The organism is Actibacterium pelagium, assembly GCF_002285415.1.
GTDB lineage: Bacteria > Pseudomonadota > Alphaproteobacteria > Rhodobacterales > Rhodobacteraceae > Actibacterium_B > Actibacterium_B pelagium.
This window is the reverse complement of record NZ_NSBU01000004.1, coordinates 179,063-200,858: the sequence shown is the minus strand read 5'-3', so window position 1 is coordinate 200,858 and position 21,796 is coordinate 179,063. Positions and strand designations below refer to the sequence as shown.

The following is a 21,796-nucleotide window of genomic DNA, read 5'->3' as shown; positions in this document are numbered from 1 at the left end:
CTTTCCCCCATTAGATAGGGAGAAATTAATATGAATCGAATGACGGCCAAAGACTTCGATCAGGAACTTCTGGATCTTTATGATTTTTACGCCCACGGGAAGATCACCAAGCGCGAGTTTCTGGACCGCGCGGGCAAGTTTGCCGTCGGTGGGGTGACGGCGATCGCGCTTTTGAACATGCTCAGCCCGAATTACGCGATGGCTCAGCAGGTGTCCTTTAACGACCCTGATATTGTCGCCGATTACATCATGTACCCTTCGCCCAACGGCACTGGCGATGTGCGGGGGTATCTGGTGCGTCCATCGAACACCGAAGGGCCATTGCCCGCCGTGCTGGTTATCCACGAAAACCGGGGGCTGAACCCCTATATCGAGGACGTCGCCCGCCGTCTGGCCAAGGCCGGGTTCATGGCGTTGGCGCCCGATGGGCTGACCTCGGTCGGGGGGTATCCGGGCAATGACGCCGATGGCCGAGAGTTGCAGCGAACCGTCGACCGGACAGAGCTGATGAACGACTTCTTTGCCGGGTTCGAACACCTGCTGGGCCGCGACGACAGCACCGGCAAGGTGGGGGCCGTGGGCTTTTGCTATGGCGGGGGTGTGGTCGGCGCGATCTCTGTCGCCTACCCAGAGCTATCGGCGGGTGTCCCGTTCTATGGCCGCCAGCCGTCGTCCGGCGATGTGCCGAAGATACAGGCGCCGTTACTAGTCCAGATGGGAGAGCTGGACGAACGCATCAACGCGGGCTGGCCCGAGTTCGAAGCCGCGCTGAAGGCGAACAACAAGACCTACGAGGCCTATATCTATGAAGGGGCCAACCACGGGTTCCACAACGACAGCACCCCGCGCTACGACGAGGCACAGGCCGCGCTTGCATGGGAGAGGACCGTGGGCTGGTTCAACAAATACCTGACCTGACGATCCTCATAGGCTGACCCGGATACCGAAGGCGCTTTTCGAAAAGGATGCGGTTTAGATCCGGGGGAAGCATCAACCGCAGGTCCGGATAAGGGTGTAGGATGGGTGATTTTCATCCATCTTTGGTCGTGGTGGATGATGGGTGCAGAGTACCTTTCCTACGCTTGCCGACATATTGAAACCATTGGCCCCGCTGGGTGGGCGGTGGTCTCATTGATCCAAGTCATTGCACGGAAAATCGGCAGGAATACCATTTTTGCCAATTCATATGCTTTTCAGGAGGAGGACTTAGCTATGAATAAGGTAGTAATGGGCTTTGCGGCTGCCCTTGGACTGACTGCGTCGCTTGCCACTGCGGAAGACGCCGCCGGGCGGCAGGAATACATGATTGCTTGTGCTGGTTGCCACGGTGAATCCGCCAAGGGTGATGGGCCACTGGCCGGATTGTTGGACATTCAAACACCTGACCTGACGACCCTTTCTGCGACGAAGGGCAACGGCAGCTTCCCGTTTGAATATACCATTTGGATGATCGACGGGCGCAACATTATCCGGGCGCATGGGCAAGAGATGCCGGTCTGGGGCGATCGTTTTCAGGCATCCGCAACTAGTCAGCGGGGCGAGACCGCAGATATGGTCGCACGAGGGCGCATCCTGTCGCTTGTCTATTATCTGGAGTCGATCCAGCAGTAAGGCGTAACACCGGGAATCTGAGGTTTATTTAGATTAGAAGCGCATCGGTCGGTGACCGGTCCGATACGCTAATTCGCCACCTCCAGCCCCTCGGGTTGCCCCACCACCACGAAGTGTAGTTCGTCTGGCAGAAGGATGCGTTTGGCGACGCGTTTGATGTCTTCGACCGTGACGGCGTTCACTTTGTCGTTGCGGGTGTCGATATAGTCGGTGCCCAGACCTTGGTACTGCATGCCGACCATGATGCCAGCGATGTTGGCGTTGCCGTCAAAGCGCAGGGGGTAGGCGCCGGTGAGGTAGGTTTTGACGGCCGTTAGTTCTTCCTCTGACAGGCCCTCTTCGGCCATGCGGCGCCATTCGGCGCGGATGACGTCCATCGCCTCGGCCACGCGGTTGTTCGAGGACGCCACCTGTCCCATCACCAGTGCGCCGAGCAGGCGCGGGGCGAGGTAGGAGTAGACACCATAGGTCAGGCCGCGTTTCTCGCGCACTTCTTCCATCAGACGAGAGCTGTAGCCGCCGCCACCAAGGACTTCGGACAGGACGAACGCTGGGAAGAAGTCGGGGTCGTGGCGGGCGATGCCTTCGTGGCCGAAGATCGCGACCGACTGGGGCGAGGCGAAGTCGGTGACGGTGGTGCCGCCCGACAGCAGGTAGGTGGCCGTTTCGGCCTGAGGCGCGCCATTGGCGGGCAGGTCGCCAAGCAGGCGGTCCAGAAGGGCGCCCAGTTCCTCGGCGGTGATGTCACCGACGGCAGAGACATAGACCCGGTCCAGCGCCATGGTGGCGGCCTTGGCGGCGATCAGGTCGTCGCGGGTGATCGTGGCGACGCTGTCTTCGGTGCCGTCCATGGAGGACCCATAGGGGTGGTCACCATAGGCGAGCGTCATGAAGGTTTGCGCGGCGATGGTGTTGGGGTCTTTGTAGTCAGAGCGGATCGAGGCCAGCACCTGCTGGCGGACCCGTTCGATCGCGTCTTCGTCAAAGCGCGGGGCGATCAGCGCGTCGCGCAGAAGCTCGACCGCTTCGTCGCGGTTTTCGGTCAGGAAGCGGGCAGAGACCGACAGGCTGTCGGTGCTGGCGCTGAAGCCATAGGTCGCGGCCAGCGCGTCGCGGTCGCGGGCAAAGGCGCGGGCGTCACGGTCGGCGGCGCCCTCTTCCAGCAGTCCCATCATCAGGTTTGTGGCCCCGCGCTTGTCGGCGGGATCAAGGCTGGCACCGCCCTTGAAGCGGATTTCAAGCGCGGTGAAGGGGATGTCATGGGCCTCGACCAGCCAGGCGTCGATGCCGCCGGGCGAGGTGATTTCCTTGATATCCAGCGCGCGGGCCGGGGCGGTCAGGGTGAGGGCGGTGAGCAGGCCAAGCAGAAGGCGGATCATTGGGTCGGCTCCTCTTCCTTCATCAGATAGCCGGTGACGGCGCGGCGTTTGTCGAACAGGTTGCGGGCCGCGTCCATGATGTCGTCGGGGGTGACGGCTTGCAGGACTTCGGGCCAGCTTTGGACGTCTTCGACCGAGAAGCCAGAGGCCAGTGCCGCGCCATAGCGGCGGGCCAGCCCCTGCACGCTGTCGCGGGCATAGATTTCACTGGCGCGGAGCTGCATCTTGAGGCTTTCGAACTTTTCCATGTCGACGCCGGTTTCAAGGAACTCGGCGATGACGTCATCCATGGCGGCTTCGGCTTCAGGCAGGGTGACGCCGGGCGAGGGGACCACCAGCAGGCCGAAAGTCGTGTCGTCGACAGACATGCCGCGGTAGAAGGCGGTGGAGTAGACGGCGATCTGGGTGTCGAATTGCAGGCGTTCGCCCATCAGCGAGGTCGCGCCGCTGCCGCCCAGAAGGTCCGCCAGATAGGTCAGCGCAGCGGCCTCTGACTGATTGCCGGGGTCGCGTTCGGGGGCAAGGTAGCTGCGGATCACATAGGGTTGCGCCACGCGTGTGTCATAGAAGGTCAGGCGGCGTTCCGCCAAGTGCGGCGGCTCGGCCGGGCGGATGCGCGGTGGCAGATCGCTGGGCTCCAGCGGGCCATAGTGGGTTTCGGCCAGCGTGCGGACCTCTTCAGGGTCGACGTCGCCTGCGACCACCAGAATGGCGTTATTGGGCGCATAGTAGGTACGGTAGAAGGACAGGGCGTCGCCCAGATCCAGTGTCTCGATCTCATGCCGCCAGCCGATGATCGGGATGGCGTAGGGGTGGTTCATGTATTGCGCGGCGTTGCGCTGTTCGCCAAAGAGTGAGCCGGGGTCGCTGTCGGTGCGTTCGTTGCGCTCTTCCAGAACCACGTCGCGTTCGGTCACGACCTGATCTTCGGTCAGGATAAGGCCGGTCATGCGGTCGGCTTCCAGCTTCATCATCAGTTCCAGCCGGTCGGCGGCGATGCGCTGGAAATAGCCGGTATAATCCAGCGAGGTGAAGGCGTTGTCAGAGCCTCCGTTCAGCTCGATCATCTGGTCGAATTCTTCACCGGAATACTTTTCGGTCCCTTTGAACATCAGGTGTTCGAACAGGTGCGCGATGCCGGATTTGCCGGTGGGTTCATCGGCGGCGCCAACGCGGTACCAGACCATGTGGACGACGACGGGCGCGCGGTGATCTTCGATCACGACGACATCCATGCCGTTATCAAGCGTGAATGTGGTTACAGGTTCCGCCCTTGCAGGCAGGGCGGCCATCAACAAGCCAGCGAACACCAGACCCAGTCGCATCATTGCCGTCTCCTATTCGGTCCATTCGGCAATAAGCTACGTCCTGCGGAGGCAGGATCAAGAGAATAAACGGGGATGTGATCAGGGCTTATTCAGTAACCAGCGATTCTTCGGGCGGCGCGGCCGGAGTGCGGACGCCAAGGCGACGCCAACGTTCAAGCTCGCGGTGCTGGTCCAGCGACTGCGGCTGGTAGGCCTTGTAATAGACGTTCACGTTCAGCGCGCGTTCCAGGATGCGGCCTTTGTTGTCGCGGCGGAATTCAAGATCTTCGGCGGCCAACAGCGGGCGGATGTCCTGCGCGACACCGAAGCGGGTCGCATGGTTCACCAACCCGGCATCGCCGCGCGAGATGCCCGTGCCACGCTGAATGCGCGACGGGTTGCCGCCAAGCGAGGCAATGGCATTGGCGTTCGGGTTGACGTCAACACGGTTGGTGCCGCCCGGAGTGGGTGTGGGCAGCGTGGCATAGTCTTGGGGCTGTTCCAGCGGTTTTGTCGGCAGAATCTGGAATTCGTCCGGGCTGCCAGAGCTTTTGATGTTCAGAAGTTGGGGCGGTTCCTTGTCGCTGCGATCCCGCGAGCAACCCGCCACGGCCATCACCGCGATCATCCCCAGAATTACCAAACCTCGTGCAGACCGCATGGCTGTCCCTCTTACTCACTCTGGCCTTGTTTAGCGCAAGCTTTGCCCCGCGTCACGTGCTCTTGTTGTTCCCGGTGAACAGCACCAGCCCGAAGGCGCCCATGAAGATGGTGATATCGGCCACGTTGAAGGAAAACGGGTTATACAGCCCGCAGCAGGACATGTTCAGGAAATCGGCAACCGCGCCATAGATCACGCGGTCTACGGCATTGCCAAGCGCCCCGCCCACCAGAAGACCCGCCGACAGCTGGCCGAGTGGGGAAAACGCCTCTTTCCGGGCCCACCACAGAATCGCACCGCTGATCGTGATGGCCATTATGGTCAGGCCCCAACGGGTCAGGTCCCCGTCACCCGCGCCGATTCCAAAGTTCACGCCCCGGTTCCAGACCATGCGCAGGTTCAGGAACGGCGGGGCCACGTCCAGCACCAGCAGCTCGCGCAGGTTCAGGTGGATGACGACCAAATACTTGGTCGCCTGATCCAGCAGGAACGTCAGAACTGCGGTGAGGCCGATCAGACGCATGGGCTTAGTGACGGAAGTGGCGCATGCCGGTGAAGACCATCGCCAGACCGGCCTCGTTGGCCGCGTCGATGACCTCTTGGTCACGCATCGAGCCGCCGGGCTGGATCACGCAGGTCGCGCCCGCAGCGGCGGCTTCCAGCAGACCGTCGGGGAAGGGGAAGAACGCATCCGACGCAACAGCAGAACCAATGGTCAGCGGCTGGGGCAGGCCCAGAGCTTCGGCCATGCGTTCGGCTTTCTTGGCGGCGATCAGGGCCGAGTCCACGCGGCTCATCTGGCCCGCGCCGACGCCGACGGTGGCGCCGTCTTTGACGTAGACGATGGCGTTGGATTTGACGTGTTTGCCAACCTTCCACGCAAACAGCAGGTCGCGCATCTGTTCCGGGGTCGGGGCCTTCTCGGTGACGACCTTCAGATCATCCATGCCGATGAAGCCGTTGTCCTTGTTCTGCACCAGCAGGCCACCGGCCACTTGGCGCACGGTCTGGCCGCCGGTCATGACGTCGGGCAGGGCCTCGGTCGTCAGCAGGCGCAGGTTCTTCTTGGCGGCGAAGATTTCCTTGGCTTCGTCCGAGGCACCGGGTGCGATGACGACTTCGGTGAAGATGCCAGTGATCTCGCGTGCGGTTTCGGCATCCAGAGGCTGGTTCAGGGCCACGATGCCCCCGAAGGCCGAGGTCTGGTCGCAGTTGAATGCAGCTTTGTAGGCTTCCAGCAGGGTCGCGCCCTTGGCAACGCCACAGGGGTTGGCGTGTTTGATGATTGCACAGGCTGCGCCGTCTTCGGGGGCGAACTCGGCAACCAGTTCAAAGGCCGCGTCGGTGTCGTTGATGTTGTTGTAGGACAGTTCTTTGCCCTGATGCTGAACGGCGGTGGCAACACCCGGACGGTTCGAGCCGTCGGTGTAGAAGGCCGCGTCCTGATGCGGGTTCTCGCCATAACGCAGGGTCTGCTTGATGGTGCCGGCGAAGGCGCGGCGGCGCGGGGCGGTCTCGCCAATGGCGTCGGCCATCCAGCTGCTGACGGCGGTGTCATAGGCAGCGGTGCGGGCATAGGCGATCTGCGACAGGCGCTGGCGGAAGGCGTAAGAGGTCTGGCCGTCGTTGGCCTCTAGCTCGGCCAGCAGGGCGTCATAGTCTTCGACGTCGACCACAACGTTGACGAACTTGTGGTTCTTTGACGCCGCACGGATCATGGCCGGGCCACCGATGTCGATATTCTCGATGCAGGTGTCATAGTCGGCGCCTTTGGCGACGGTCTCTTCGAACGGGTAAAGGTTCACCACCAGCAGGTCGATCGCGCCAATGCCGTGTTCGTCCATCGCGGCGACATGGGTGTCATTGTCGCGCAGCGCCAGCAGGCCGCCGTGAACCATCGGGTGCAGGGTTTTGACCCGGCCGTCCATCATTTCCGGGAAGCCGGTCACGTCGGCGACGTCTTTGACGTCCAGACCTGCCTCGCGCAGCGCCTTGGCGGTGCCGCCGGTCGACAGCAGTTCCACGCCACGTGCGGCCAATGCCTGTCCCAGTTCAATCAACCCGGTTTTATCGGAAACGGAAAGCAAAGCGCGCTTCAGCGGCACGAGATCGGTCATCGGTCAGTCCTGTAAATGCAGTCAGTCGTTGGTCGAGGCCCCGTCCTGAACGAGGTCGCGGATGCCTTGCGGGGTTTCGTCGTCTTTTGCAAGGCTCCAATTGACCTGAACCGCGTCTTTCAGCAGTCGACCCTTCAAAATAAGCTGTTTCGCGGGAATTGGTCGCAGGTCTCCGCCGTCCAGATAGGTGCTGGGATCGACCGACAGGTTGCGGTGGCCGTCGTGGCGGAAGACCCAGTTTTCCCCGCTGGCCAGCGCCAAAGTGACCACGCGCCCGTCAGAGCCGGGGATCACTTCGACATCGGGGTGCAGGTGGAAATGGATGGAAAACGGCATGCCGTGCAGCCCGTCAGAGGTCTCGGTCAGCTTTTGGCGATCAGAGTCGGTGACGGCGGCCAGCGTATCCTGCCCCGCCAGAACCCGGCCATTGCTGGAAAGCGCCAGTTGGCGCGAGTGGATCAGCCCATAGCGCCTACGATAGGCGTCGTGCCAGCATTCGACGCCTTTGCCGATCTCGGATTCGACCACATCGGCCCAGACCTGCCGGGGGCCGTTCTGAAGCGGTGGCAGGGTCTTCTGGCCGCGCCGGGTCGGGGTGAAGTCGCCTTGGCTGTGACCGTTCACGACCAGCGTCGAATGGGCGGCCGTTTCGCGCCCGACCTGCTGCCAGTCTGCCCCCATGCTGCGGCCCGATCCGCAACTGACGATGATCGGGCGACGGCCCGAGGTCAGTTCGAACGCGAGGGCCGAAGCATGGGCCAGATGCGCGTGTTCAGGGGGCGGTGGCGCGGCGCAATCCACCATCAGGGTCGAGCGCAGCGCGGCAAGGCGCGCGATACCCATCGACAGGGGGTTGGGGTCAAGCTTGCGGACCCCTGATTGGGCAAGCGCAAAATCCAGCCAGCCCTCGGGGCCGCGGCCACCACCGTGAAACCGCGCAAGGGACCCATCGGCATGGCGCAGGCTGCGCAGGACCGGGGCGATGCGCACGATCGCCTCTGTCACGCCGACACCGGGGGCGCGGTGGACCTCGGCCAGAACATGTTCGATCCAGATCAGCAGGCAGAGGATGTGCAGCAGTTCTTCGGGGTTGCGGGTGGGGATGCGGCCACGGTCATCGACCCAGCTTTGGGCCTCTGCGTCCAACGCCCGAAGTGCGGGTTCGACATGGCGGTTCAGGCCCTCAAGGCAAAGTCCGGCGAACAGCAGGCCAGCCAAAGCCTCGAACCGCGACAGGCCATGGGCCGTGCGCCCCCAGTCCAGATGCAGCTGATTGGCTTGGCGCCCCATGCTGTTGATCAGCTTCGAGACCTGCGTGTCGTCCATCCCGTCGATCAGGAATTCCGAGTGCAACAGCATCCGCAAGAGGCGCCGCCCGGTCAGATCGACCTGACCTGCGGTGGCGCCATAGCGGCTGACCCAGGTCAGAACCCAGTCCTGCGCCTTTTGGCGGGCCATCAAGGTGCCATCGGCGGCAAGGTGGTCCAGCCAGTCAAAGCCCTGCACCGCATCAGACAGCGCATCGCTTTGGGCGGGCAGGTCGAAGATGCCTGTTTCGGGGGCCTCGATCCGGAAGCCGCTGAAGTCGTAGATGCCATTGGCAAGGTCCCGGCCATGGCCCGGATCACCAATGGAATAGGGTTGGGGATGAAAGTTGAAACGGCCCGTCGGGCGCGGCAGGCCGCCGATCAGCGCCCGAAGGCGCAGGCCCAAAGTGGCCAGCCATGTTTGCCTGCCTTGCCCAGTCACGCCCGTTCGCCCGCCTGCCTTGTTTTACCCCTGTTGGGGGCAGCATAGGCGGCGCGGCGCGCGCTGTCACCGTTTCAGTGGATCAGGCCTTCCGCAGCTGGACCATGAAGAATCCGTCCATGCCGCCCTGTTCGGCCCAATAGTCGGGACGGGTGCGCAGCCCGCCACCTTCCGCCCGCCAGTCCTCGGGGACGCCAGTGGGCAGGGTGTCGTCGATTTGCAGGGTCGGGTGACGCTCTAGCGCGTCACGCAGCGGGAACTCTCCCTCTTCGCGCAGCAAAGAGCAGGTACAGAACACCAGCCGCCCGCCGGGTTTCAGCAGTTGCAGGGCCCGGTCGATCATTTCGGCCTGTAGGCCAAAGAGCGGTTTGATATCCGCGCCGGACTTGGCAAAGGGCAGGTCCGGGTGGCGGCGGATGGTGCCTGTGGCCGAACAGGGTGCGTCCAGCAGGATCGCATCGAACAGGGAACTTGGCACCCATTCCAGCGCATCGGCCACGACGGTTTTGGCCTCTAGCTGGGTGCGGATCAGGTTCTGTCTGACCCGCTGCATCCGGTGGTCCGAGATATCCAGCGCCGTCACCTTGGCCCCGGCCGCGGCCAGTTGCATGGTTTTGCCGCCCGGAGCGGCGCACAGATCCAGAATGGCCTCTCCCTTCTGTGGATTCAGCAGTTTCACGGGCAAGGCTGCGGCGGCGTCCTGCACCCACCAAGCGCCTTCGTTGTAGCCGGGCAGGTTCGAGACCTGCTTGGCGTCTTTCAGGCGCACGCTGCCGGTGGGCAGGGGCGTGCCGCCGACCATCTCGGCCAGTTTGGCGGTATCGCCATCGCGGGGTGTCAGGTCCAGAGGGGCGGGCGGTTCCTGCCCGGCCTCAATCGCCAGCGTGGTGGCGCGGCCGTATTGGCCCTCGACCCGGCCACGCAGCCAGCCGGCCATGCGTTGCGGGGGAAGTTCGTCCCATTCGCCCTGCATCTCGGCGGCCCGGCGCAGGACCGCGTTGACCAGACCCGCCATGGGCCGTGTCTGCGGGTCGGCCTTGATCATCTCGACCGCGGTGTTGACCACGCCATGGGCTGCCGCGCCGCCGGTCATCAGGTCGACCACGGCAAGGCGCAGAAGGTTGCGGACCTCTGCTGGGGGGTGCTTGCGCATCAGCGGCTTCAGCAGGGCATCGACACGACCCGCATAGCGCAGGGTGCCAAGCGCCAGACGCTGGGCGCGAGCCTGTTCCGGCGGGGTCAGGCCGTTCAATGGGCTGTCTTTGCCCTGAAGCTCTGACAGCAGGAAGTGCTCTTCGGTGATGGCATTCACCAGCGTCCATGCAGCGCCGCGCGCCTTGTCGATATCCTTGGCCATGGGCCCGTCCTTACTTGCAGCTTGTGATCAGGGGCGTATATCAAGTGGGACCCACCCACAAGGAGCGGCCCATGTCTGACGATATCAAGAAAGACCTGCCCGAGGCAGCCAAGCGCGCCCTGGCCGAAGCCGAAGAGCGCCGCAAGAAGGCCAAAGAGCTGGAACTGCCAACAGAGCTGGGCGGCCGCGAGGGCCCCGAACCCGTGCGCTATGGCGATTGGGAAAAGAAGGGTATCGCGATCGATTTCTAATCGCAATGTTTTGGGGTGGCGCCCCCGTCGTTGCTGGGCGGTTGGCTGCGCTAACCCCATTGAATCTGATACAATTTTACGCACCGAGACTCATCGTTGCCGATTTTGGCGCAATGAACGACTTGTGATTGCAAAACTCTGAAAATTAAGGAAGTCTCGGGGCGAGATATTTTAGAGACCGGGCCACCCGATGGCCCTGCATTTTTGACAATTGATTTTAGAGCGGAGTTTTTCATGGCGCGCGGCAAAAAAGGTGGCAAACCCTCTGATGGTGGTGGTGACGGCGGCGGAACGGATCCGGTCGTTGATCTGACCGTAATTGGCACGTCCGGGTCAGACCGTCTTGGCGGTGGCGCGGGAAATGACACGTTCACCGGGCTGGAAGGCGACGACAAGATCAATGGCGGCGACGGATTCGATACCGCGGTTTATCGCGGCAGTATCCATGATTTCAGTTGGAGCTTTGATCGCAAGAACAACGCCATTGTCACCGACCTGAACTCTGCAGACGGAAACGAGGGCCGGGATACGCTGACCAAGGTCGAAGCGATTCAGTTCGATGATTACACCTATCTTCTGTACGACGATAACCCGGCCTATTTCTATCAGGCGCCGGTGTCGACCACGGTGGACACGCCCGTCTATGTCACGATCGAATATTACGATCTGGATGACCGGTCGGTCTATGCAAGTTTCACCTTCAACCCCAACACGCAGGGCTGGATCACCAATATCGAACATATCGTCGAAGACGTGGCCAGCGGGCGCAAGCGCACCTCGACCTTCGAGTTTGACCCGACCACGGTCGACCGCAGCTATTTGGCGGAAGGCGAGGTTGAGGTCGTAACCTTCGACATCAATCTTGGTGTGGCCGTGGCCGACGGGATTGATCCGAAGATGGAAATTCAGGTGATCGGGCTGAACGACGCCCCGACCATGCTGGATGATGCAGAGATTCAGGTAACCGAAGACGCTGGTGCGGTGCAGTTCGATCTGGCCACGCTTGGGCAGGATGTGGACAGCGATGATGACGGGTCCAGCCTGTCTTATGCGATTGTCTCGGCACCTGATGGGGTGGCGGTGTCCTTGGACGGAACGGTGGTGACTGTTGATCCCGGTGCGGGCTTCCAGCTGATGAACTCCGGCGAAACGCTGGAACTGACCCTGCAGGTACAGGCCATGGACCAGCACGGCGCCGTATCAGAGGTTCAGGATGTCATTATCGTGGTGAATGGAGCGGATGACCCGGTGCCGACCTATCTGGATGCCAATGGCCGCGTGGATTACGGGCTGCTGGGCCTTGATCCCTCGACCGCGCCGGTTCTGCCTGAACTGAACGGCCTGACCAACGACCCAAGCTATCCGGATATCGTAGCCTTTACCGATGGCGATGATGCCAAGATCATCAACACTCATTACATCGAAGGGTTCAGCTGGAACGACTTCTGGTACTCGGGGTTTGAAAACCCCAACTACGATGACCTTGCCTTCTATACGGGGCTGGGCAACGACAAGCTGGTGTTCCTGTTCGATGACGCGACCGGCCATATGGAGATCGTGGATATCGCTATGGGCGCGGGCGAGGATGTTCTGGTCATCGACAGCGACACGACGGGTGGCGCGACGATCTCTGGCCTGAATGTCGACATGGGCGATGACAACGATCAGCTGTTCGTCGAGATGGACGGGCCGGGCGTTCTGCAATTCGGCCTGAGCGAGTTCAACATGGGGGAAGGTAATGACCTTATGCAGGTCAAGATCACCAACCCCACGCCTGACGGGTATGGCGCTTTGGGCGCACTGATCTCGACCGACATCTGGATGGGCGATGGGAATGATACGTTGCTGATCGATCTGCGCGTGGACAACCCGATTTTGTGGGATGAGATGGGGCTGGATATCGACACGGGCCATGGCAATGACCATGTCGAAATCACGACCGGCCCGGGCGAGGCGCTGGATGGCACTGGAATCGATGGCGAAATCGACCTGGGCACGGGCGACGATTACCTGTTGCTGGACCTGGATGCAGACGCGTCAGCGCAGTCCTTTTTTGTGCAGGGCGGCTGGCCGTATCACCTTGGCCCGGAAGGCGGCTACGACATTGTCGAACTGGCCGATGGGGATCTGTCCGATTACTCGCTGACTGCTGGAAGTACAAACAGCTACACGCTGACCTATGGCAACCAGACGGTTCATTTCAGCAACGTGGAGGAAATTCTGTTGGATGGAGAGAACCTGATCGGCCTGTTGGCATAGATCCGGGTCAGTCGATCTTCAAAGTGGCGGTCTCTCCGGTGCCGCGGTCCGATTGAAAGCGGATCCGGTTGCCTTTGCTGTTGACCTCTTGGCAGTTGAACTCGATCGGGTCGCCGCCAAGGTCCATCGTGCGGCAGAAATAGCCGTCTTGCCATTGCCAGTCGCCGGTGACGTCATAGCCAAAAGCCCGACCTTTGATCGATCCGTCGGCCCCGACGCGAAGGCGCACGCCAAGCGCCTTTAGCTGGCTGCCTTGAACAAGTTGCAGGAAGTCGTCCCGCGTTGTGACGCGGTCAAAAGCCAGAGCCGGGCTGGCGGACAGGATGAAGACTATGGCGATCCAACGCATGGGAACCTCGCGGGGTCATATACCCCGACTACGCTTCCAAGCCCGGATTGGATCACTTTTTCGGAATCAACGCACCGACTTGGCGTGACCCGCGTCGGTAAGCGGCCGCGTCAATCGGCAAAGGCCGGAACGCGCAGGGCGGTTACAGCCCCAGCACATCCACCATGTCATATTCACCCGGGCTTTTGTCTTGTCCCCAAAGTGCCGCGCGCAGCGCGCCATTGGCAAAGACCGAACGGTCAGAGGCCACGTGGCGCAAGGTAATGCGTTCACCCGGGCCAGCAAACAGGACGTCATGCTCGCCGATGATGTCGCCGCCACGTATGGCGTGGAAGCCGATGTGGCCGCGGGTACGGGCGCCGGTGATGCCGTCGCGGCCGCGGTCGGCGACCTCGTTCAGGTCAACGCCCAGACCATCGGCGGCGGCTTGGCCCAGCATCAGGGCGGTGCCGGAGGGCGCGTCGACCTTGTGGTGGTGATGGGCCTCGATCACCTCGATGTCATAGTCCATGCCCAAGGCTTCGGCGACTTTCTTGGTCAGAGTGGTCAGCAGGTTGACCCCAAGGCTCATATTGCCTGCGCGGATGATGACCGCGTGGCGGGCGGCAGGGCCAAGCTTGGCGATCTCGTCCTCGGACATGCCGGTGGTGCCGATGACATGCACGGCACGGGCCTGCGCGGCCAAGGCGGCGAATTCAACGGTGGCGGCGGGCGCGGTAAAGTCGATCACCGCCTGCGCCTTGGCGAAGGCTTCGACCGCATCGTCTGTGATGGGTACGCCTGCGTGGCCTGCGCCAGCAACTTCGCCTGCGTCGCGGCCGATCCAGTCATGACCGGGACGTTCCAGCGCGCCGACCAGACGGGCCTTGTCGCTGGCCATCACGGTTTTGATCAGCATCTGGCCCATACGGCCCGAGGCCCCTGTAATCACGATACCCGGCAGGTCGGTCATGTCGCTCTCCACTTCTTTCTCGGAGGTATAGCCGCCAGCCCCGCCCTTGGCAAAGCGAAGCTGATCGCTTAGATGCGCCTTATGGCGAAAAACAAATTTCATGACGGGCCCGGCCCGTCGCAGCGGCAGCTGCGGGTAGGCGAACTGATCCGGCGCACCTTGTCGGACGTTCTGATGCGGGGCGACGTGCACGATCCAGAGCTGAACCGGATGTCGATCACGGTTGGCGAGGTTCGGACCTCTCCCGACCTTAAGATCGCGACGGCCTTTGTCCTGCCTTTGGGCGGCAAGGGGGCGGAAGAGGCTTTGGTCGCGTTGCGCCGGAACAAGGGCGAGTTGCGGCGCATGGTCGGCAAGGCCTGCTCGCTGAAATACGCACCTGACCTACGCTTCGTTCTGGATGAGACCTTCGACCAGATGGACGAGACGCGCCGTCTCTTGTCACAAGAGAACGTGGTCCGCGATACAGAGGACAGGGATGATCCGGCTTAAGGCCGTTTTCCTGTTCTTACTGGCCTTGGCCACCCCGGCCGGGGCCGCAACTTGTGAGAAGCTGCGCTTCGACGAGACCCCTTTCACCGTTTGCACTGTTGATCCGGCGGCAGAAGAGCTGCGGCTGTTCCTGCGCGACAAGGACGGTCGGGTGCTGGGCAGTTTCTCGCGGGTGAAACAAGCGCTCGAGGCCGAGGGTCTGACCCTTGGCGTTGCCATGAACGCGGGCATGTATCACAGCGACCGCAGCCCGGTGGGTCTGTATGTCGAAGATGGCGTGCAAGAGATGCGGCTGGTGACTTCGGCCGGTCCGGGGAACTTTGGGATGCTTCCCAACGGGGTGTTGTGCCTGAACGAAGGCCGCGCTGATGTGATCGAGGCCCGCGCCTTCCGCGATGATGGGCAGACCTGCCGCTATGCGACGCAGTCGGGGCCGATGCTGGTGATTGACGGGGCGCTGCATCCGCGATTTCTGGAAGACAGCTCGACCCAATTCATCCGAAACGGGGTTGGCGTGGATGCTAAGGGGCTTGTCTATCTGGCGATTTCTGACGCGCCGGTGCGGTTCCACCTGTTCGGGCGGCTGTTTCGGGATCACCTGAAGACGCCCAATGCGCTGTTTCTGGATGGGAAGGTGTCCAAGCTATACGCGCCGGACCTTGGCCGGTCGGGCTTTGGCCTGCCAATGGGGCCGATCCTTGGCACCGTTCAGCCGCTTGACGAACCGGCGGCGGCACAGTAGCACCGCGCGCCTGCACAGTATCGAAGGGGAACGCCCGTGGGACGCAGCCGCAAGGGACGCGACATTTCAGGTTGGATGGTGGTGGATAAGCCCGCCGGGATCAGCTCGAACGCCGTGGTGAACAAGGTGCGCTGGGCGCTGTCGGCCAAAAAGGCCGGACACGCGGGCACATTGGACCCCGAGGCAACTGGCGTGCTGGCCGTTGCCGTGGGTGAGGCCACGAAAACCGTGCCCTTCGTGACCGACGCGTTGAAAGCCTATCGCTTTACCGTCCGTCTGGGCCAAGCCACCAATACCGACGATCAAGAGGGCGAAGTGATCGCCGAAAGCGACGCGCGCCCGACGGATGAAGACATCCGTGCGGCCCTGCCGCAGTTCGAGGGCGATATCATGCAGGTCCCGCCCAAGTTCTCGGCCGTGAAGATTGATGGCGAGCGCGCTTATAAGCTGGCCCGCGATGACGAAGATTTCGAGATCGCCGCGCGTCCGCTGTACGTGGAAAGCCTGATCATGGTGGACCGCGAAGACGCCGACCATGTCACGCTGGAAATGGTCTGCGGCAAGGGCGGCTATGTCCGTGCCATTGCCCGCGATCTGGGCGAGGCGCTGGGCTGTCTGGGTCACGTGCGCGAATTGCGCCGGGTCTGGTCCGGGCCGTTCGAGGCCGAAAACGGCATCACCATGGAGCAGATCGAAGAGCTGGCCAAAGATCCGGCGCTGGATGACTATCTTCAGCCGCTAGAGATCGGTCTGGCTGACCTGCCAGAATTGCGCACCACCCCCGATGGTGCGGCCCGCATGCGCAACGGCAACGCCGGGATCGTGATCACCTCGGATGCGGAATACGGGGACGAGGCCTGGGCCTCGTTGAACGGACAGGCCGTCGCGGTTGGCGTCTATAAAGCGGGCGAGCTGCACCCCAACCGGGTTTTCCTGCATTCCAAATAAAGAAACCCGCATCGGGTGATGCGGGTTTCTACGCGAGAGAGTGGCTTTTTGTTCTGTGCCCTGAAGCACGTGATGGGTAACGGAACAGCCGTCGCGGTTTTGGAGGGTTATTGAGCGAGAAGCAGAACACGCTGGTTAGTGGTCAAGGAAGACTGGGTTTCCAAGAGGTCGGTTCCGCAGCGAAACAGACGTTCCATCTGATCCTCGCATACTGTGGGCAACTTTCCATGTGACGTCACTGGTAGATCAGCGCCGGCACCTTCGGAAGTGCTGTGGTTGAGTAGATTTTCAAGTGGCTTTGCCATTTTAGTTCCCAATTAAATTTTGCGTACAGACCTTAGGTTGAGTGAGTGGTGGTCCGAACAGGGACAAGTTTAGCCGCCTAAATTCGCCACAAACCACCCCCAAATGGGACAGGAAAACCTATCCCTTTGAGAAAAATATTATTTAACAGATGGTTGCGTGAAAAAATCTTAGTGAGAAACTTAGGTTTTTGCCATAACCGGAAGGACATGCCCGAAAGTACAAGTGTCAACTCGTGGACAGAAGGCAGATTTTCCCCTTTTTGAGTCCAAAAAACCGAATCACAGCACCATGCCAACCACCGGCTTGCCACGAATTGAACACAATGACTGATCATTTGACCCGAACCCATGTCGAGGGCGTTAACCATTCCGAGGCGGTGTACTCGCCTTGTGAGAGATATCGCTATTCCCTGACCCGGACTTGGTCTCCTTCTGGGCGAAAGCTTCTGTTCGTGATGCTGAACCCCTCGACCGCGGACGAGCTGCGCAATGACCCCACGGTTGAGCGTTGCGAACGGCGGGCGCGGCAGATGGGGTTCGGGGCGATGCGCGTGGTCAACATCTTCGCATTTCGCGCAACACAGCCCCAAGATCTAAGAAAAGCGGCCCATCCCGAGGGGCCATTGAACGATGCCTGCCTTCTGGAAGGTGCCCAATGGGCGGACCAGATTCTTTGCGCTTGGGGGGTGCATGGCGAGCATTTGGATCAGGGCCCAAAAGTCGCCGAAAGGTTGCGAGCCGCCGGTCATGTCCTGACTCATATCGGGCTGACCAAAGAGGGGCATCCAAGGCACCCGCTGTATGTCTCTTACAAGGTCACGCCGATGCCTTGGGACGTGCCCTCACGTTAACTTTAATGCGCTTATTCCCTCTGCGCTCTGCGCAATCCGCGCCTAGCATGGTCATCTACCACGCTAACGGCAAAGGACGTTTCAGATGCTGGGACTGGCCGGACTACTCAGCTTGCTTGCGGTGGGTGCCGCGATAGAGCTGACCCCTGATAAAGACGAACCCACAGAAGACAATGACACCTTAGAGGGCGGCGATGGGCCGGATCTGCTGGATGCGCTGGCAGGGGATGATCTTGTCCATGGTGGCGCAGGCAATGACACACTTCTGGGTGGTAAAGGGGACGATTGGCTGAACGGGGCCGAGGGCGATGACCTGCTGTTCGGCGGTCTGGACGCAGATGACTTGCTGGGGGATCTGGGCGTCGATGTGATCTTTGGCGGCGAAGGTGACGACTATCTCGCGGGGCAGGCCGAGGATGACCAGCTTTGGGGTGACGAGGGCGACGACACGCTGATTGGCGGGCCGGGTGACGATCTTGTACTGGGTGGCGACGGTGATGACGCGATGATGGGCGGTCTGGACGATGACACTTTGGTCGGTGGCGACGGGCAGGACATTGTGAACGGCAATGACGGTGACGATGTCCTGACCGGGTTCAAGACGACCGACGAGGGTTTGGAAGACGACAACACCAAGGACTATCTGAACGGCGGCGACGGGGCGGATTTGATCCTTGTCGGGTCGGGCGATATCGCCTCGGGTGGCGAGGGTGAAGATGGCTTTGTTCTAGGTGACTGGCTGCTGGATGGAGAGGAAATTCCCGATCTGAAGGATTTCGACCCAGAGTCCGATCGCCTGTTCATCGTCTATGATGATGACGAACACCCGGACCCGGAATTGTCCTTGGATATGTCTCAGGACCAGCCTGATGCCGCGACCCTGCTGCTGGATGGCTTGCCGCTGGCCGATATCGACAGCCTGCAAAGCCTCGCCGAGGCCAAGATCACGCTCTTGGCCCAAAGCGACTATAGCAACTACATGGATGCTGCGGCCAAAGCGCACTTGGTCTGATCCCGGCGCTGGCCTAAGGTTCGGTCAAGACCCCAAGCCGGACCCGGACCATGCCAGACCAACCTGACGAAAACCCAGACCTGACCCAGGACCTTCGTGCGCTGCAAGAAGAAGTGCAGCTTCTGAACCAGCACCGTTATCTGCGGATCATGAATTCGACCCCGCGGATGCTGTGGTTTTCTTTCCTGCGGGGATTGGCGACCGGATTGGGTACTGTGGTGGGCGCGACCTTCTTGGTGTCGGTGATGCTGTACTTCCTGTCCCAGATCGAACTGATCCCAATCATCGGTGACTGGGCCAAGCAGATCGCGGCCGAGATTCAGGGTCCGATCACACCCGGTGAAGAGTAAATCCGTTCGGTTTCGGAAGCAGGCAGCATCTGGGATTTGCTGTCCTTTTCGACTATGAAGTCGGTGTAGTCTTGATCGTCGGTCAGACAGCGACGATCCCTGAGATACTCGCCCAGCTTGGGATCAGCCCGTACCTGTAATTGGATCAATGCCGATTCGACAATCTATTTATAGATTCGGCGAAGAAACCTCGACAGAAATTAACGGACTGGCCAAAGGGCCAAGCTAAGAATTCGCAAGTGGTCATTAGAAACAAGTTCGAAAGCTTCGAGCCGCGGGTATTGAGCGCAGATAGTTCGAGACAAGGTCATCATGCAGTCCACACGATTTCAGAAGAATTAGGAATATAAAATCCTCTGGGGCACCATCGCGTGTTAAGCTTCATGCTTGGCATAATCGGGTTCCGCTTTACGGCGCCATTGCACGTATTCCTCTATCTCTTCTCGGAGTGCGGCGTAGATGAAACCAAGAATGGCGACATCTCCAGCTACAGAAATTGCGGGCACTGTTGCAATTGTAACCCCGGTGTAGGCTGCGATGATCAAAAATCCTACGGCTGTATAAGCGGCCGACGGTTCGGGTAGCAGATACTCGCCTCGAATATGGCTGCTCATTAAATCCAATACTATTTTGGCCCTCTCAAGCTCTGTCTCAGGCTCAGGTTCAGTTGGCACCAGCTTGTCCACTTCAGTTCGGACGCGCTCTTCTGCTTCTAGAAACGCCGGGCCAAGGTTATGCCCGATGCTTGCAACCTGCTCTTTCAGTTCTTCAAGTCGTTCTTTGGTCATGAAGCATCTCCTTCAGCCCGATCCGTTTTGATCCTTTGAGAGCCTTCGATTTTTGCAACTCTCTCAAGCAACTCCTTGTCTGGTTTACTGGCAATCCAAATCAAAACCAGGACTCCTATGAGAGGCAAAAAGCAAAGAATAGCATATCCGGCAGGCAGACCTTTCCGTTTGGTCATCGGCCAAGCCAAAGCTAGTAAAGCCAGACCGGTAACTATCAACGGGATAAACTGTGTGATGGTGCCCGCGCTGTTTCCCGGTTCCATCTGCCTCTCCTGATCAGAGTAAGATTTCGTCTAAATACTGTCTGCCTGTCTAGGCGAGGTTGCATTGATTTCGATCAAGTCAATACTTGGGACCAAAAAGGTCCACTGCAGTGAATTTGTAAGAAACTTGTGACAGGTCTGCCAAGGGGAGATCAACTTGCCCGCTCACGAGCCAACTAGGTATTGGATTGGGCTCGCCCCTTCCCAAACCTGAAAAAATCCCCTATACGCGCGCATCTGCCGGGCGAATCCCGGTGGATTTCTCCAAGGGCCTTGCTGGACGACATCCCGGCCTGTGCCATCAACCCTTAACCAAGGAGACCCCGATGTCGATTACAGTTGAAGAAAAGAACCGCCTGATCAAGGAATTCGCCACCAAAGAAGGCGACACCGGTTCGCCGGAAGTACAGGTTGCTATCCTGACCTCGCGCATCAACACCCTGACCGAGCACTTCAAAAGCCACAAGAAAGACAACCACTCTCGTCGTGGTCTGCTGAAGATGGTTGCTCAGCGTCGTAAGCTGCTGGACTACACCAAGGCAAAAGATGTGGCCCGTTACCAGGACCTGATCAAACGTCTGGGCATCCGCCGCTAAGAAATTCGGTCCGTCTGGATCATCAAACGCCCGCTCATTCGAGCGGGCGTTTTTTGTTGATTTCCTGTATACTGGAAGGCAGGAGGGCCTTTTGGATGGATTTGGACGACGAAGACGCCAAGGCGTTCGTCGCGTTCGAGCATGCCGGTTGGGAAAATGTGGCAGAGCGCTATCACCGTCACTGGGGTGGTTTAACCCAACAATCGGCTGAGGCTTTGCTGGACGCGACGGGTGTTTCTGAAGGCGCGCGTGTTTTGGACGTTGCGACCGGTGCCGGATATGTCGCCGCGGCCGCGGCCAAGCGTGGGGCGCAGGTGACGGGTTTGGACTTTTCCGCCCAGCAGGTGGCGCTTGCGATGCGCAGTTGTCCAGAGGTTGCTTTCATCAAGGGCAGTGCAGCGGAGTTGCCTTTCCCGAAGGCAACCTTCGATGCCGTCGTTATGGGGTTCGGAATGTTGCACATGCCAGATGCGCAGGCCGTCGTGCACGAGGCCTTTCGCGTCTTGAAGCCCGGCGGGCGCTATGGCTTTACAGTTTGGGCGGACCCGAAACCGGGAGAGGGATTTGGGATTGTGATGCCTGTGCTATCCCAGCAAGGTGACCCGAATCCGGACCTGCCACCAGCTCCGCCGTATTTCCGGTTTGCTGACCCGGTTGAGGTGAGTAACGTCCTTGGGGCTGCAGGGTTCACGGCAATCCAGACAAAAACGGTGCCCCAGTTTTTGCGTCTAAGCGATCCGAATGATCTGTATCAGGCGTTCCTGAAAGGTGCTGTGCGGGCAAGCGCAATGTTGCGCGCTCAGCCAGAGGATCGATTGGAAAGCATTCGGCATGCCATACGAAAAGAAGTTGAGAAACTTCGCGACGGAAAGGAATTCTTGGTTCCAATGCCTGCTTCGCTGTCTTCCGGCTTGAAACCTTAAGGTTATCCCAACCCCAAAAGCCTGACCGATATCTTCTTGCCAACGGGATTGCGAAGAGATTCTAGGCCATTGGGTCTTAGATCGGCGGCGCGCTAAAAGGAGCACCCGCCATTTGGCGAGTGCTTTGGGTATAATCAGGTCAGGTCTTCAACCTTGGCGTCTGGAGCGTTTTTCTTCACCGACTCGATGCCGTTGTCGCGGGCGGACTCGCTGGAGTAGGATTCCGAGGTTCCAATCACCTGGCCGTTGGTGGCTTTCAGGTTGAACATCGGTTTGCCCGACTTGGTTTCCTTGCGTTCATAGCGGGCATCCGTGGGTGCGTTTTTCATCACCGAGGCGACGCCATTTTCGCAGCTGGCTTTGCGCTTGTATCCTTCGCTGGCCAGAATGATCTCGCCATTCCCGGCCTTCAGGCGGAAGCGGAACTCGCCACCTTTGTCTTTATACACTTCGAATTTGCCAGCCATTCCTCGCTCCTCACAATTGGACTAATTCTCAGGATCAGCTTTGAAGAATTAAAGCGCATTTTCAACG

Annotated in this window: 24 protein-coding genes; 12 read left to right on the top strand and 12 right to left on the bottom strand. The window is 60.3% G+C overall.

The features are described from left to right. Positions 1-30 precede the first annotated feature (30 nt). Both yghX and CLM58_RS01245 read left to right on the top strand, forming a co-directional pair. Positions 31-918: a YghX family hydrolase gene (gene yghX / locus CLM58_RS01250; RefSeq protein ID WP_095594098.1), complete on the top strand. Its 888-nt coding sequence runs from the start codon at positions 31-33 to the stop codon at positions 916-918. 294 nt (positions 919-1,212) lie between these two features. Further along, positions 1,213-1,611 carry a c-type cytochrome gene (locus CLM58_RS01245; RefSeq protein WP_229666167.1) on the top strand — a complete coding sequence of 133 codons (399 nt, stop codon included), beginning with the start codon at positions 1,213-1,215 and terminating at the stop codon, positions 1,609-1,611. A 68-nt stretch (positions 1,612-1,679) separates the two neighbouring features. Here CLM58_RS01245 and CLM58_RS01240 read toward each other — a convergent pair whose 3' ends face one another. The 7 genes from CLM58_RS01240 to CLM58_RS01210 form a co-directional block, all read right to left on the bottom strand. Next, the gene (locus CLM58_RS01240; RefSeq protein ID WP_095594096.1) at positions 1,680-2,990 is read right to left on the bottom strand and encodes a M16 family metallopeptidase; all 1,311 of its coding nucleotides are present in this window, start codon (positions 2,988-2,990) and stop codon (positions 1,680-1,682) included. Beyond that, positions 2,987-4,318: a M16 family metallopeptidase gene (locus CLM58_RS01235; RefSeq protein WP_095594095.1), complete on the bottom strand. Its 1,332-nt coding sequence runs from the start codon at positions 4,316-4,318 to the stop codon at positions 2,987-2,989. The genes CLM58_RS01240 and CLM58_RS01235 overlap by 4 nt, the downstream gene beginning before the upstream one ends. Positions 4,319-4,403: 85 nt before the next feature. Beyond that, the gene (locus tag CLM58_RS01230; protein ID WP_095594094.1) at positions 4,404-4,958 is read right to left on the bottom strand and encodes a DUF3035 domain-containing protein; all 555 of its coding nucleotides are present in this window, start codon (positions 4,956-4,958) and stop codon (positions 4,404-4,406) included. Positions 4,959-5,010: 52 nt separating this feature from the next. Continuing rightward, positions 5,011-5,481: a signal peptidase II gene (gene lspA / locus CLM58_RS01225; RefSeq protein WP_095594093.1), complete on the bottom strand. Its 471-nt coding sequence runs from the start codon at positions 5,479-5,481 to the stop codon at positions 5,011-5,013. Between the two features lie 4 nt (positions 5,482-5,485). Then, positions 5,486-7,075: a bifunctional phosphoribosylaminoimidazolecarboxamide formyltransferase/IMP cyclohydrolase gene (purH, locus tag CLM58_RS01220; RefSeq protein WP_095594092.1), complete on the bottom strand. Its 1,590-nt coding sequence runs from the start codon at positions 7,073-7,075 to the stop codon at positions 5,486-5,488. A 21-nt stretch (positions 7,076-7,096) separates the two neighbouring features. After that, positions 7,097-8,824 carry a heparinase II/III family protein gene (locus CLM58_RS01215; RefSeq protein ID WP_143226493.1) on the bottom strand — a complete coding sequence of 576 codons (1,728 nt, stop codon included), beginning with the start codon at positions 8,822-8,824 and terminating at the stop codon, positions 7,097-7,099. Between the two features lie 82 nt (positions 8,825-8,906). Further along, positions 8,907-10,181, bottom strand: a complete 1,275-nt coding sequence (locus CLM58_RS01210) for an RsmB/NOP family class I SAM-dependent RNA methyltransferase (protein ID WP_095594090.1) — start codon at positions 10,179-10,181, stop codon at positions 8,907-8,909. A 71-nt stretch (positions 10,182-10,252) separates the two neighbouring features. Between CLM58_RS01210 and CLM58_RS01205 the strand changes: the two genes are divergently transcribed. Together CLM58_RS01205 and CLM58_RS01200 are read left to right on the top strand one after the other, a co-directional pair. Further along, complete coding sequence (locus tag CLM58_RS01205) at positions 10,253-10,432, top strand: DUF1674 domain-containing protein (RefSeq protein ID WP_095594089.1); 180 nt, start codon at positions 10,253-10,255, stop codon at positions 10,430-10,432. A 234-nt stretch (positions 10,433-10,666) separates the two neighbouring features. Continuing rightward, complete coding sequence (locus tag CLM58_RS01200) at positions 10,667-12,691, top strand: Ig-like domain-containing protein (RefSeq protein WP_095594088.1); 2,025 nt, start codon at positions 10,667-10,669, stop codon at positions 12,689-12,691. Between the two features lie 7 nt (positions 12,692-12,698). On the opposite strand, the gene CLM58_RS01195 is transcribed toward CLM58_RS01200, so the two are convergent. Together CLM58_RS01195 and dapB are read right to left on the bottom strand one after the other, a co-directional pair. Beyond that, positions 12,699-13,040 carry a dihydrodipicolinate reductase gene (locus tag CLM58_RS01195; RefSeq protein ID WP_095594087.1) on the bottom strand — a complete coding sequence of 114 codons (342 nt, stop codon included), beginning with the start codon at positions 13,038-13,040 and terminating at the stop codon, positions 12,699-12,701. Positions 13,041-13,182: 142 nt separating this feature from the next. Then, entirely contained in the window at positions 13,183-13,992 is an 810-nt protein-coding gene (gene dapB, locus CLM58_RS01190) for a 4-hydroxy-tetrahydrodipicolinate reductase (protein ID WP_095594775.1), read from the bottom strand. 81 nt (positions 13,993-14,073) lie between these two features. Here dapB and rbfA point away from each other — a divergent pair, with 81 nt between their 5' ends. The 6 genes from rbfA to CLM58_RS01160 all read left to right on the top strand — a co-directional run bounded on the left by rbfA (position 14,074) and on the right by CLM58_RS01160 (position 18,692). Continuing rightward, complete coding sequence (rbfA, locus tag CLM58_RS01185; RefSeq protein WP_095594086.1) at positions 14,074-14,484, top strand: 30S ribosome-binding factor RbfA; 411 nt, start codon at positions 14,074-14,076, stop codon at positions 14,482-14,484. Next, entirely contained in the window at positions 14,471-15,226 is a 756-nt protein-coding gene (locus CLM58_RS01180; RefSeq protein WP_095594085.1) for a phosphodiester glycosidase family protein, read from the top strand. Before rbfA ends, CLM58_RS01180 begins: the two co-directional genes overlap by 14 nt. A gap of 36 nt (positions 15,227-15,262) precedes the next feature. Then, positions 15,263-16,174, top strand: coding sequence for a tRNA pseudouridine(55) synthase TruB (gene truB / locus CLM58_RS01175; RefSeq protein WP_095594084.1), 912 nt, complete (start codon positions 15,263-15,265; stop codon positions 16,172-16,174). A gap of 628 nt (positions 16,175-16,802) precedes the next feature. Further along, the gene (locus tag CLM58_RS01170; RefSeq protein WP_095594083.1) at positions 16,803-17,330 is read left to right on the top strand and encodes a DUF1643 domain-containing protein; all 528 of its coding nucleotides are present in this window, start codon (positions 16,803-16,805) and stop codon (positions 17,328-17,330) included. A gap of 85 nt (positions 17,331-17,415) precedes the next feature. After that, positions 17,416-18,342: a calcium-binding protein gene (locus CLM58_RS01165; RefSeq protein ID WP_095594082.1), complete on the top strand. Its 927-nt coding sequence runs from the start codon at positions 17,416-17,418 to the stop codon at positions 18,340-18,342. A 50-nt stretch (positions 18,343-18,392) separates the two neighbouring features. Further along, positions 18,393-18,692, top strand: coding sequence for a DUF5665 domain-containing protein (locus CLM58_RS01160; protein ID WP_095594081.1), 300 nt, complete (start codon positions 18,393-18,395; stop codon positions 18,690-18,692). A gap of 374 nt (positions 18,693-19,066) precedes the next feature. Here the strand turns inward: CLM58_RS01160 and CLM58_RS01155 are convergent, their stop codons facing one another. Beyond that, positions 19,067-19,480 carry a hypothetical protein gene (locus CLM58_RS01155; RefSeq protein WP_095594080.1) on the bottom strand — a complete coding sequence of 138 codons (414 nt, stop codon included), beginning with the start codon at positions 19,478-19,480 and terminating at the stop codon, positions 19,067-19,069. Further along, on the bottom strand, positions 19,477-19,743 hold the full coding sequence (locus CLM58_RS01150; protein WP_095594079.1) for a hypothetical protein: 267 nt from the start codon (positions 19,741-19,743) through the stop codon (positions 19,477-19,479). The genes CLM58_RS01155 and CLM58_RS01150 overlap by 4 nt, the downstream gene beginning before the upstream one ends. A 326-nt stretch (positions 19,744-20,069) precedes the next feature. Here CLM58_RS01150 and rpsO point away from each other — a divergent pair, with 326 nt between their 5' ends. Further along, positions 20,070-20,339 (top strand): 30S ribosomal protein S15, encoded by a 270-nt coding sequence (gene rpsO, locus CLM58_RS01145; protein ID WP_095594774.1) that lies wholly within the window; start codon positions 20,070-20,072, stop codon positions 20,337-20,339. A 95-nt stretch (positions 20,340-20,434) separates the two neighbouring features. After that, positions 20,435-21,262 carry a class I SAM-dependent methyltransferase gene (locus tag CLM58_RS01140; RefSeq protein WP_095594078.1) on the top strand — a complete coding sequence of 276 codons (828 nt, stop codon included), beginning with the start codon at positions 20,435-20,437 and terminating at the stop codon, positions 21,260-21,262. Between the two features lie 134 nt (positions 21,263-21,396). Here the strand turns inward: CLM58_RS01140 and CLM58_RS01135 are convergent, their stop codons facing one another. Continuing rightward, positions 21,397-21,729, bottom strand: coding sequence for a YegP family protein (locus tag CLM58_RS01135; RefSeq protein WP_095594077.1), 333 nt, complete (start codon positions 21,727-21,729; stop codon positions 21,397-21,399). Between the last annotated feature and the right edge of the window lie 67 nt (positions 21,730-21,796).